Here is a 10,532-nt window from a genome sequence, read left to right as displayed (position 1 = left end):
TAGGCTTATGCCTGGTATGCAGTCAAGATACTTATTTGATTTCGGCGGTTGCGCCAGCGTCTTCAAGTTCTTTTTTGGCAGCTTCGGCTTCCGCTTTGCTAACAGCTTCTTTCACGGTGGTTGGCGCGCCTTCAACAGCGTCCTTAGCTTCTTTCAAGCCCAGGCCTGTCAAACCACGGACCGCTTTAATGACCGCGACTTTGTTTTCGCCGAAGCCGGTCAGAATAACATCGAATTCAGTTTGTTCTTCAACTACGGCTGCGGCAACCGGTGCCGCAACGGCTACGGCGGCGGCGGCGGAAACGCCGAATTTCTCTTCCATCGCTGAAATCAGATCAACGATTTCCATCACAGTCATGTTTGCGACTGCATCCAGGATGTCTTCTTTTGAAATTGCCATTATGTATTCCTCTAAAAATTAATGCGTATTTAACTAGTTGGTTGCGAATTTACGCTGCTTCTTTCTCATCTCTGATTGCAGCCAGAGTGCGAGCCAGTTTCTCAACCGGTGCTTTCATGACCGACATCAGCATACTGATACCTTGATCGCGGGTTGGCAGTCTTGCCAATCGATCAAGCTCAGCACCATCAAACGCTTGACCGCCAATTGCGACGATTTTTGCAATCAGTTTGTTATGAGTTTTTCCAAATTCGCTAATCAAACGTGCTGCACATCCTGGGTCTTCCATCGAAAACGCCAGAATTAACGGCCCAACCAGCTTTTCTTGCATGCATTCGAACTCAGTTCCAGCGACCGCACGTTTTGCCAGGGTGTTTTTGACTACGCGCAAATAAACACCCGTTTCTCTCGCGGTTTTACGCAGTTCCGTCAATTCGGTAACTGTCAAACCACGATATTCCGCAGCGATGGCGGAATGGGCTTTAGCGGCGAATTCAGCAACTTCCTCTACGACAACTTTTTTGCCATCTAAATTGAGTGCCACATCTACCTCCGGTAGGTTCCTGATCAATATCAGGATCTATGAAACGCATCTTCCGATGCCCCTTACGGTATCTTTCCCCATTTTGGTTCCAGCTTCCCGTCTGCGTAGGAATATTAAGCATTATGCACCTACGGTCTTTGACGGTTGCCGAGGATTCGGCAACCCAAAGTCTTTGATCTTAGATATCGATACTGGTTTGATCAATCCACAAGCCTGGACCCATGGTTGATGAAAGAGAGATTTTTTTCAGGTATACGCCTTTTGCCGCGGTTGGCTTGGCTTTCTTCAAATCCGAAACCAGGAACTCCAGATTTTGTTTGATTGCGTTTTCGTCAAACGACACTTTACCGATCGAACAATGAATGATGCCCGATTTATCGGTGCGGTACCTGACCTGGCCTGATTTAGCATTTTTTACCGCGGTAGCCACATCTGGCGTTACGGTACCGACTTTAGGGTTAGGCATTAACCCGCGTGGGCCTAATATTTGACCTAATTGACCGACAACACGCATCGCATCGGGAGATGCGATAACCACATCGAAATTCATCTCGCCGCGTTTGACCTGTTCGGCCAAATCATCCATACCAACCACATCCGCACCGGCTTCTTTCGCGGCATCCGCATTAGGACCTTGAGTAAAGACGGCAACGCGTACTGTTTTACCAGTGCCGTTCGGCAACACGGAAGCTCCACGCACGTTTTGATCTGATTTTCTTGGATCCACGCCCAGGTTCACACTGACATCAATGGCTTCATCGAATTTAGTATTGGCAAATTCTTTCAGCAAACTAACGGCTTCCGCCACTGAATATTGTTTGTTGCCGACAACTTTAGCTTTAATCGCTTTCGCTTTTTTAGTTAATTTCGCCATTACACGCCCTCCACGTTCAAGCCCATGCTGCGAGCGCTTCCCGCAATAATTCTGATTGCCGCATCCATATCGGCCGCGTTCAAATCTTCCATTTTAGTTTTAGCAATTTCTTCCAATTGCGCACGAGTAACCGTGCCAACTTTGCTGGAGTTTGGCTTACTGCTGCCACTTTTTATACCGGCGGCTTTTTTCAGCAGAATTGAAGCTGGTGGCGTTTTGGTGATAAAGGTAAAGCTTTTATCGCTATACACGGTGATTACGACTGGCAACGGCAGCCCTTTTTCAACTTCTTGAGTACGGGCATTGAATGCCTTGCAAAACTCCATAATGTTGACACCACGTTGACCCAATGCAGGACCGACCGGAGGACTCGGATTTGCCTCGCCTGCTTTTACTTGCAGTTTGATATATGAATCAATTTTTTTTGCCATCTTATACTCCTAACGGGTGCAAACGCTTTTAAGCTCCCCAACAAACAAAAATCCCTGACACAAATATGACAGGGATTCGATAATTACTAGCCTAATGGAATTAAACTTTTTCGACCTGCACGAATTCAAGCTCAACCGGTGTAGAACGACCAAAAATTAAAACCGAAACCCGTAGACGACTCTTTTCGTAGTTAACTTCTTCAATATTTCCATTAAAGTCTTTGAATGGGCCGTCTATGATACGCACCACCTCACCCACTTCAAACAATATTTTCGGCCGCGGCTTGTTAACCCCTTCTTCCACTCTATTCAGAATGGCCATTGCCTCTTTGTCCGAAATCGGCGACGGCTTGTCGGATGCGCCACCAATAAATCCCAATACTCTCGGTACGTTTCTCACCAAATGCCAAGTTTCGTCATTCAATTCCATTTGAACAAGCACATAGCCAGGGAAAAACTTTCTTTCACTTTTCCGCTGTTGACCCATTTTCATTTCAACAACTTCTTCGGTTGGCACCAGGATTTTACCGAAGTATTCTTCTAATCCTTCTCGTTTAATGCGTTCTTCCAAGGCTTGCTTTACTTTGTTTTCAAAATTGGAGTACGCATGTACCACATACCAACGCAGAGACATTATTGAATCCCCTGATTCATCAAAAGTTGTATAGCCCAGAATAAAAACATATCCAGCAACCAAAGAATCAGGCCAACAATAAAGACCATTGTAAACACAAGCAGGGTGGTTCTCACGGCCTCATCACGCGTCGGCCAGACCACTCGTCTAACTTCTTGCTTGGATTCCAGCATGAATTGCCATACTGCACGACCTTTAGCCGTTGTAAAGCAAATACCTACCGCCACTGAAATTACCGCCACCAAACCAATCACTCTGTACAGCAACAGAAAATCGGAAAAATGATAGAACGCAATTACGCCTGCAATGATAAAAAACGGGCATAAAACCAGTTTCACAATATCCGCTACCGAAGTAACTTGTTCTGCTTGTGCGTTCATTTAATCTACTGGGGAAAATTTTTGATTTTTTTTCTGAATGGCAGGCCAGGAGGGACTCGAACCCCCAACTTGCGGTTTTGGAGACCGCTGCTCTACCAATTGAACTACTGACCTATTCAGAAAAAACTACTTTATGCAACCTAATCGATTATTCGATAATTGAAGCAACAACACCCGCACCGACGGTACGACCACCTTCACGGATCGCGAAACGCAAGCCGTCTTCCATCGCGATTGGCGCGATCAATTTTACGGTAACCGCGATGTTATCGCCCGGCATTACCATCTCTACGCCTTCAGGCAACTCAACCGCACCGGTTACGTCGGTCGTTCTAAAGTAGAACTGTGGACGGTAGCCGTTGAAGAATGGCGTGTGACGACCACCTTCATCCTTGGACAATACGTAGATTTCAGCTTTAAAATGCGAGTGCGGCTTAATTGAGTTAACGTGCGCCAATACTTGACCACGCTCAACGTCTTCCCTTTTGGTACCACGCAACAATACACCGACGTTATCGCCCGCTTGACCTTGATCCAGCAGTTTACGGAACATTTCAACACCGGTACAGGTGGTTTGAACGGTGTCTTTAATACCAACGATCTCAACCGCTTCACCGACTTTGATGATACCGCGCTCGACACGACCGGTTACCACGGTGCCGCGACCGGAGATTGAGAATACGTCTTCGATTGGCATCAGGAATTTGCCGTCGATGGCACGTTCTGGCTCTGGAATATAGCTATCCAGCGCTTCAACCAGCTTAACAACCGAAGCCACGCCGATTTCACTTTGATCGCCTTCCAACGCCTTCAGGGCGGAGCCAACGATAATTGGCGTGTCATCGCCTGGGAATTCATATTGATTTAACAACTCGCGAATTTCCATTTCAACCAGTTCGATCAACTCAGCATCGTCAACCATGTCGGCTTTGTTCAGGAATACCACGATATATGGCACACCAACTTGGCGAGACAACAGAATGTGTTCGCGAGTTTGCGGCATTGGGCCGTCCGCCGCGGAGCAAACCAGAATCGCGCCGTCCATTTGCGCCGCACCGGTAATCATGTTTTTGACATAGTCGGCATGACCAGGGCAGTCAACGTGCGCATAGTGGCGGTTGGCGGATTCGTACTCCACGTGCGAGGTAGAAATAGTAATACCACGTGCGCGTTCTTCCGGGGCATTATCAATTTGATCGAAAGCTTTTACTTCGCCGCCTTGCAGTTCAGCCATTACTTTGGTCAGAGCCGCTGTCAATGTGGTTTTACCATGGTCAACGTGACCGATTGTACCCACGTTTACGTGCGGTTTTTTTCTTTCAAATTTTTCTTTAGCCATTACGAAAACACCCTAGAAGAATAATCAATCAAAACTGGAGCTCATAATCGGATTTGAACCGATGACCTCTTCCTTACCAAGGAAGTGCTCTACCTACTGAGCTATATGAGCGACATTACCGTAGCCAAAAAATGGAGCGGGTGATGGGAATCGAACCCACGCAATCAGCTTGGAAGGCTGGAGTTCTACCATTGAACTACACCCGCAGATCCAATTCAAATTTGATGGTGGAGGGGGGAGGATTCGAACCTCCGAAGGTAGAACCGGCAGATTTACAGTCTGATCCCTTTGGCCGCTCGGGAACCCCTCCGTCATTAATCTGGTTATTATCCTTGTAGATTACCAGATGGTCAAGCACTTTTTTAAGTTAAGTGAAAAAACTTTAACCCTTACCTAGCGAGACGATCGTTGATCATCGAAATATCGGCGGCGGCAAGCGACTCTATATGACCCTCAAGCAAGCTAAAAGCCGCATCCAGCAGGCTGAAGCCCTGAGCCGATGGCTTCGACAATACGTAATCCGCAACATTCGCACCCATCGCCGGCCGACCTATACCGATCCTTAAACGAAAAAAATCGCGCGTATCGATATGAGCAATAATGTCTCTTAACCCATTATGCCCCGCGTGACCACCATCACGCTTCATTTTGACCACACCTTCGGGCAATTCAAGCTCATCATGCACAACCAGCAACTCTTCCGGCTTAAGCTTGTAGTAGCGAAGCATCTTACCAACCGACAAGCCGCTTTTATTCATAAAAGTCATTGGCTTCAACATATCCAGCCTCATACCAGCCACTGAAATATTTGCTACCTGTCCTTGAAACTGCTGACTCACCGACCAGCCCCCTCCTTTCGAATCCATTAAATGATCCAAAAAAAGAAACCCGGCATTATGCCGGGTTTTTTCATACTGCTGACCCGGATTACCGAGCCCCACCAATAACTTAATCATTACCTTTGCAATGAGTTACCCAGCAGCAGCTTCCGAAGATTCATCCGACGCTCTTGGCTTCGTGATTTGCACAACAGGATGGTCATGCTCCACACCTAAATGCAACTCGGGAATCTCGACACCCGCCGGCAACACTAAATCTGAAAGATGTAGAGTTGAGCCAACTTCAACATTTGCCATGTCGACTTCAATAAATTCAGGCAATGCGGACGGCATGCACAACACCTCTACATCCACCATGGAGTGATTTACCACACCACCCTTTTTAACACCAACCGAAACAGCCTCATTGATAAAATGCAATGGCACATGCACTTTCAATTTATGACTGGCATCGACTCGCATAAAATCCAAATGCAGAATTTGCGGCTTGGCGGGATGACGCTGAATATGCTTCAAAACCGCTTTTTCTGTTTTTCCATCCACCTTTATATCGAGCACGTGCGAATAAACCGCCTCATGAACCAAGTGTTTCTGCACTTCGTTATGATCAAGCACCAGCATTTCCGGAGCACCGCTGCCCCCATAAATTACCGCCGGCACCTTACCTTGGCGACGAACCACTTTCGCCGCACTGCTACCTGTCGTACTGCGAGCTTCAGCAACAAATTCAAACACGTTAGCCATTATTTTCTCCAAAAGCCTGTTCTAAAAGCACTATTTAATAGTTTTTAACTAATCTACATAAAGCGAGCTAACAGACTCGCCAACCGCTATACGCCGTATTGTTTCAGCCAGCATCTCCGCAACGCTTAACTGCCTGATTTTACCTATTGCTTTTAACTCATCCGTCAACGGAATCGTATCGGTAACCACCAATTCATCCAAGACTGAATTTCTTACATTTTCAGCAGCCGATCCCGACAAAACAGGATGCGTGCAATACGCAACCACCTTGGTTGCACCGTTTTTCTTTAACGCTGACGCCGCATGACATAAAGTGCCCGCCGTATCCACCAAGTCATCCACCATGACGCAGGTTCTACCATCGACATCACCGATGATATGCATGATTTCGGATACATTTGCCCTTGGCCGGCGCTTATCGATTATCGCCAAATCCGCGTCGCCCAATCGCTTCGCCAGCGCCCTAGCCCTGACGACCCCTCCAACATCGGGCGATACCACGATTAGGTTCTTGTATTCTTGCCGCCAAACATCCCCCAGCAATATGGGAGAGGCATAGACGTTGTCCACGGGGATCCCAAAAAAACCCTGGATTTGATCGGCATGCAAATCAACAGTCAACGCCCTATCGGCCCCGGCATGACCAATCATATCGGCAACCAGACGCGCCGTTATCGGCACCCGCGCCGATCTTGACCGCCTATCCTGTCTAGCATAGCCGTAATAAGGCATTACTGCGGTTATTCGTGCGGCGGAAGCTCTTCTCAGAGCATCCATCATCACCAACAACTCCATTAAATTCTCGTTTGTCGGAGAACAAGTGGGCTGCACCACAAACACATCCCGCCCCCGAACATTTTCTTCAATTTCTACAAATATCTCACCGTCACTGAAGCGACCAACAGTCGCCATTCCCAGGCGCATGTTGAGCTTCCTCACAATACCTTCTGACAACGCCCTATTGGCATTACCCGAAAATACCATTATCGAAGCATCTCGCATTCAAGGACTCCCGAGGAATTTGTTATGTGGAGGTATGGCTGGGCTGCAAGGATTCGAACCTTGGTATGCGAGGATCAAAACCTCGTGCCTTACCGCTTGGCGACAGCCCATTAAACTGATTAGATTATATGTTTTCCAACTTCTTGTAGAGCGGAGACTGATTCAAGCCTTTTACCAAAAAAACCGACCAATCCCGTTTCAGCGCCTGATACGCTTTTTGCGCCTCTTCCATCGACCCGAACTGCGCAAACACACACGCCCCGGTTCCAGTCAATCTCGCCTCGGAATATATCGACAAGGCTTCAATAGCGCTTTTTACCGGCCAATAACGTTTGCCAACCACTTGCGTGCAATCGTTATGACTTTCCCCTGCAAGAAAGTCGCTCATTGTGATGGGTTTGCTATCTCTTGTCAACTCCTCCGCCGAAAAAATTTCTTTGGTATTTACATGGCAATCCGGCTTAATAACCACAACCCATTGTTCCGGCAAGGTAATCACCTGTAAATCCTCGCCAACACCTTCAGCCCAAGCCGAAGCACCAAATACAAACACAGGCACGTCGGCGCCCAGTTGCAAGCCCAATTGCATCAATTCCGATTTCGACAAACCCAAGCCCCACAACCGGTTCAACACCACTAAAGTGGTAGCGGCATCGGAACTCCCGCCACCCAACCCGCCACCCATCGGCAGATTCTTTTCAATTTCGATACAAACGCCGTACTCGCACCCTGTATGACGCTTCAAAAGATTCGCTGCCCGGACCGTCAAATCGTCCTGCTCGGGCACACCTGGAATAGGATTGCGTAGCGAAATCAGCCCATCATCGACAGCATGAAAGGTTAACCAATCGCACCAATCGAGCATTTGAAACACTGTTTGCAATAAATGGTAGCCGTCCGGCCTGCGACCGGTAATTCTAAGCATCAAATTCAATTTTGCCGGGGCCGGCCACTTTTCACCCCAACCCGCCTCAAAACTCTGCGTTCCCGTCACAACAAATCCCATTGATCCACGATTAATTTCATTCTTGCCTTATCTTTTTCCGCCGTCATCTTTTTAGGCAGCATATTGGCATTGACCTTTTGCATTTCGCCATAGCGAACCAACCATCCTGCCTGATAAAACCCGCCAGGTTGCTCGTCAAATACCCGTCCTGGATCATTCACCCCCAAAACCCAAAACTTCAATGCACTGACCGGCATCTCAATTCCTAATTGTTCGGCGAACACTTCGTCCGCCAGCCCCTGATACACATTGCGATTTTCGCCGTCATCCACCACAACTTGGCCGGCCGCCACGGAAATTTTTACTCTACCTTGCGCCAGCGGACCAACCAGTTCGATATCATCCAGGTCTTCGACATGATGCCAAACAATCGACATCGAGATCGATTCCTTACCATCGGCCAAGGCTAGCCTACCCTCGAATGACCAATTTTTTTGCCGTTGCAAATGCCGCATGGCGGCCAACTGATAAGACTGCATTGGCTGCTCCGGCGTCAAGGAACAACCGCTAGCCAAAACAGCCGCCATCAGACAAATAGCGAACCGCCAATTCATAACTCGTCCGGCATATATCGGTTTTTAAACTTCAACAAATATTCATCATCCGGAAACTTTTTAAATACCGGCCTAAAAAATTCTTTCGCCTCTTCGACCCTGCCCATTACCCACATCACTTCGGCAATATGCGCGGCTATCTCGTTTTCCGGCTGTTTTTCGTAGGCTTTTTTTAAAGATTCCAAAGCCAGCTGATGATTCCCGCGTTTAAACTGCAACCAACCATAACTATCGATAACGACCGCCTCATCCGGTTGCAATTGCAAGGCTTTCAGCAGATATTTTTCGGCTTCGTCATAGCGCTGGGTTTTGTCGGTGAGGGTATAGCCCAATGCGTTCAAAGCCCCTACATCATCGGGATTTTTTTGCAGAATCGATAACAAGTCGGCTTCCAATACATCAAGCTTATTCAACCGGTCCGCGATCAATGCCCGCGCATACAGCACATCCCGGTTTTCCGGCGCATCCTTCAAAGCCAGAGTCAAAACATCGTAAGCCTCCGAATGCCTGCCCCACTGATTGTATAACTCGGCCTTCATCATTAGAACGCGTAAATGCTGGTCAGGATATTTACCATCCATTTTTTTGATTCGCGCTTCCGCTTCTTCCAGTTGTTTCTGATTCAACAACAACGACACCGCCGCCATATCGGCCTCGAAACCATACCCCTTGGCTTCGGCTCGATCGAACCATTTCAGAGCCTTATCCGGACGTTGCTGATCCAGCTCGATTTTACCCAGATAAAAACTGGCCTGGCCTTCCCAGTCCGAATTATTCAACAACTTCTCAAGATAATTCTCGGCTTTGTCCACTTGATTTTGCTGCAGATGAATCAGAGCCAGAGTGAACAAAGTTTCACCATCATCCGGCGTTTCCTCCAGCACCCCCTGGCAGAGCTTAATTGCATCATCGAAGGCCCCGGTATTGACCAGCACTTCCAACAGCATTTTTCTCAACTGCCTATCATCGGGCGCTTGCTTGACCGCCTTTTCCAAATATTCTCGGGCCTTGACCATATCGCCGGATCGTCCCGCCAATTGCGCCTGAAAAATAATGGCTTTATTCCAGTCCGGTTGAAGTTCCAGTACCCGACCGATTTTCTGTTGAGCCAGATCGTTGTCATGCAACACGGAAGCAACTACCGCCTGTAAAAACAACAAACTCGCTTGATCCGGATGCAGCTGACTCAAATCATCCAATACATCATAAATAAACCGAGCCCGCCCTTCTTTTTCCATTGCCTTCAATATCTCCAGCATTCCGCCTTCGAAACCGGCCGGATCATCCTGGAATATCGCATCCAAATTGGTAACAGCTCCATCACGGTCAGAATCCTTAATGGCCAGCAACACCGCAAACTTTCTGGCCGGCAGATTTTGCCGATCCTTAGCCAACCAAATTTCTAACGCCTCCCGTGTGCGCTTTTCGTCTTTCAAAAACATACCGATTTTGACGGCACGCTCGGCAATCCGCGCATCATCGACCCGCTTTGCCGCCTGTAGATAAGCATCGAGCGCCAAATCGTACTGATTACGCTGCCCCGCCAATTCCGCCGCCATCAACAGATACAGCACTTCCTCGTCAATCACTGTATTACGGTTAACCCGAGGCGCCAAGGCTTCCCGAGGAGTGATTTTAGCTTCGGATTCTTGTGCCGTTTCCGGTGTGGTTGCGCAACCCGACAAAGATAAAAGCATTGCAACGCTTATCCATTTTTTCATGCAATTCAAACGACCCACTCTCATAAAATTGTTGCCATAGATTATCAGAAAAACTTATTAGTTC

General features: G+C 47.9%; 13 protein-coding genes and 5 tRNA genes. All 18 read right to left on the bottom strand.

The genetic code is table 11. The features are described from left to right. Window positions 1-31: 31 nt before the first annotated feature. The gene (gene rplL / locus IVG45_RS19935) at window positions 32-400 is read right to left on the bottom strand and encodes a 50S ribosomal protein L7/L12 (RefSeq protein WP_196435500.1); all 369 of its coding nucleotides are present in this window, start codon (window positions 398-400) and stop codon (window positions 32-34) included. 49 nt (window positions 401-449) lie between these two features. Then, window positions 450-944, bottom strand: a complete 495-nt coding sequence (gene rplJ / locus IVG45_RS19930; protein WP_196435499.1) for a 50S ribosomal protein L10 — start codon at window positions 942-944, stop codon at window positions 450-452. A gap of 178 nt (window positions 945-1,122) precedes the next feature. Next, window positions 1,123-1,818, bottom strand: a complete 696-nt coding sequence (gene rplA, locus IVG45_RS19925; RefSeq protein WP_196435498.1) for a 50S ribosomal protein L1 — start codon at window positions 1,816-1,818, stop codon at window positions 1,123-1,125. Beyond that, a complete protein-coding gene (gene rplK / locus IVG45_RS19920; RefSeq protein ID WP_196435497.1) occupies window positions 1,818-2,249 on the bottom strand; it encodes a 50S ribosomal protein L11 in 432 nt (143 codons plus the stop codon). Before rplK ends, rplA begins: the two co-directional genes overlap by 1 nt. A gap of 100 nt (window positions 2,250-2,349) precedes the next feature. Beyond that, the gene (nusG, locus tag IVG45_RS19915; RefSeq protein WP_196435496.1) at window positions 2,350-2,883 is read right to left on the bottom strand and encodes a transcription termination/antitermination protein NusG; all 534 of its coding nucleotides are present in this window, start codon (window positions 2,881-2,883) and stop codon (window positions 2,350-2,352) included. After that, complete coding sequence (secE, locus tag IVG45_RS19910; protein WP_196435495.1) at window positions 2,883-3,263, bottom strand: preprotein translocase subunit SecE; 381 nt, start codon at window positions 3,261-3,263, stop codon at window positions 2,883-2,885. The genes nusG and secE overlap by 1 nt, the downstream gene beginning before the upstream one ends. A gap of 38 nt (window positions 3,264-3,301) precedes the next feature. Further along, window positions 3,302-3,377: transfer RNA gene (locus IVG45_RS19905), tRNA-Trp, on the bottom strand. A 34-nt stretch (window positions 3,378-3,411) separates the two neighbouring features. Further along, the gene (gene tuf / locus IVG45_RS19900) at window positions 3,412-4,602 is read right to left on the bottom strand and encodes an elongation factor Tu (protein WP_196435494.1); all 1,191 of its coding nucleotides are present in this window, start codon (window positions 4,600-4,602) and stop codon (window positions 3,412-3,414) included. Between the two features lie 35 nt (window positions 4,603-4,637). Continuing rightward, window positions 4,638-4,713 (bottom strand) — tRNA-Thr (locus tag IVG45_RS19895). A gap of 21 nt (window positions 4,714-4,734) precedes the next feature. Continuing rightward, window positions 4,735-4,808, bottom strand: a tRNA-Gly gene (locus IVG45_RS19890). A gap of 19 nt (window positions 4,809-4,827) precedes the next feature. Beyond that, window positions 4,828-4,912, bottom strand: a tRNA-Tyr gene (locus IVG45_RS19885). A 79-nt stretch (window positions 4,913-4,991) separates the two neighbouring features. Next, window positions 4,992-5,558 carry an aminoacyl-tRNA hydrolase gene (pth, locus tag IVG45_RS19880; protein ID WP_196435493.1) on the bottom strand — a complete coding sequence of 189 codons (567 nt, stop codon included), beginning with the start codon at window positions 5,556-5,558 and terminating at the stop codon, window positions 4,992-4,994. A gap of 15 nt (window positions 5,559-5,573) precedes the next feature. Further along, window positions 5,574-6,185, bottom strand: coding sequence for a 50S ribosomal protein L25/general stress protein Ctc (locus IVG45_RS19875; protein WP_196435492.1), 612 nt, complete (start codon window positions 6,183-6,185; stop codon window positions 5,574-5,576). A gap of 48 nt (window positions 6,186-6,233) precedes the next feature. Beyond that, window positions 6,234-7,187, bottom strand: a complete 954-nt coding sequence (locus tag IVG45_RS19870; RefSeq protein WP_196435491.1) for a ribose-phosphate diphosphokinase — start codon at window positions 7,185-7,187, stop codon at window positions 6,234-6,236. Between the two features lie 35 nt (window positions 7,188-7,222). Continuing rightward, window positions 7,223-7,297 (bottom strand) — tRNA-Gln (locus IVG45_RS19865). 14 nt (window positions 7,298-7,311) lie between these two features. Further along, window positions 7,312-8,112: a 4-(cytidine 5'-diphospho)-2-C-methyl-D-erythritol kinase gene (gene ispE, locus IVG45_RS19860; RefSeq protein ID WP_230874670.1), complete on the bottom strand. Its 801-nt coding sequence runs from the start codon at window positions 8,110-8,112 to the stop codon at window positions 7,312-7,314. Window positions 8,113-8,177: 65 nt separating this feature from the next. Continuing rightward, window positions 8,178-8,747, bottom strand: a complete 570-nt coding sequence (gene lolB, locus IVG45_RS19855; protein ID WP_196435489.1) for a lipoprotein insertase outer membrane protein LolB — start codon at window positions 8,745-8,747, stop codon at window positions 8,178-8,180. Continuing rightward, window positions 8,744-10,468: a tetratricopeptide repeat protein gene (locus IVG45_RS19850; protein ID WP_196435488.1), complete on the bottom strand. Its 1,725-nt coding sequence runs from the start codon at window positions 10,466-10,468 to the stop codon at window positions 8,744-8,746. The genes lolB and IVG45_RS19850 overlap by 4 nt, the downstream gene beginning before the upstream one ends. Window positions 10,469-10,532: the final 64 nt, after the last annotated feature.

Source organism: Methylomonas sp. LL1, from assembly GCF_015711015.1.
Classification (GTDB): Bacteria; Pseudomonadota; Gammaproteobacteria; order Methylococcales; family Methylomonadaceae; genus Methylomonas.
This window is presented reverse-complemented; position numbering and strand designations above follow the sequence as displayed.

What these genes read in the sequence shown, in the direction of transcription:
- rplL (WP_196435500.1), bottom strand. Translation starts at nt 400, where the DNA reads ATGGCAATTTCAAAAGAAGACATCCTGGATGCAGTCGCAAACATGACT.
- rplA (WP_196435498.1), bottom strand. Translation starts at nt 1,818, where the DNA reads ATGGCGAAATTAACTAAAAAAGCGAAAGCGATTAAAGCTAAAGTTGTC.
- rplK (WP_196435497.1), bottom strand. Translation starts at nt 2,249, where the DNA reads ATGGCAAAAAAAATTGATTCATATATCAAACTGCAAGTAAAAGCAGGC.
- nusG (WP_196435496.1), bottom strand. Translation starts at nt 2,883, where the DNA reads ATGTCTCTGCGTTGGTATGTGGTACATGCGTACTCCAATTTTGAAAAC.
- secE (WP_196435495.1), bottom strand. Translation starts at nt 3,263, where the DNA reads ATGAACGCACAAGCAGAACAAGTTACTTCGGTAGCGGATATTGTGAAA.
- tuf (WP_196435494.1), bottom strand. Translation starts at nt 4,602, where the DNA reads ATGGCTAAAGAAAAATTTGAAAGAAAAAAACCGCACGTAAACGTGGGT.
- pth (WP_196435493.1), bottom strand. Translation starts at nt 5,558, where the DNA reads ATGATTAAGTTATTGGTGGGGCTCGGTAATCCGGGTCAGCAGTATGAA.
- IVG45_RS19875 (WP_196435492.1), bottom strand. Translation starts at nt 6,185, where the DNA reads ATGGCTAACGTGTTTGAATTTGTTGCTGAAGCTCGCAGTACGACAGGT.
- IVG45_RS19870 (WP_196435491.1), bottom strand. Translation starts at nt 7,187, where the DNA reads ATGCGAGATGCTTCGATAATGGTATTTTCGGGTAATGCCAATAGGGCG.
- ispE (WP_230874670.1), bottom strand. Translation starts at nt 8,112, where the DNA reads ATGCTTAGAATTACCGGTCGCAGGCCGGACGGCTACCATTTATTGCAA.
- lolB (WP_196435489.1), bottom strand. Translation starts at nt 8,747, where the DNA reads ATGAATTGGCGGTTCGCTATTTGTCTGATGGCGGCTGTTTTGGCTAGC.
- IVG45_RS19850 (WP_196435488.1), bottom strand. Translation starts at nt 10,468, where the DNA reads ATGAAAAAATGGATAAGCGTTGCAATGCTTTTATCTTTGTCGGGTTGC.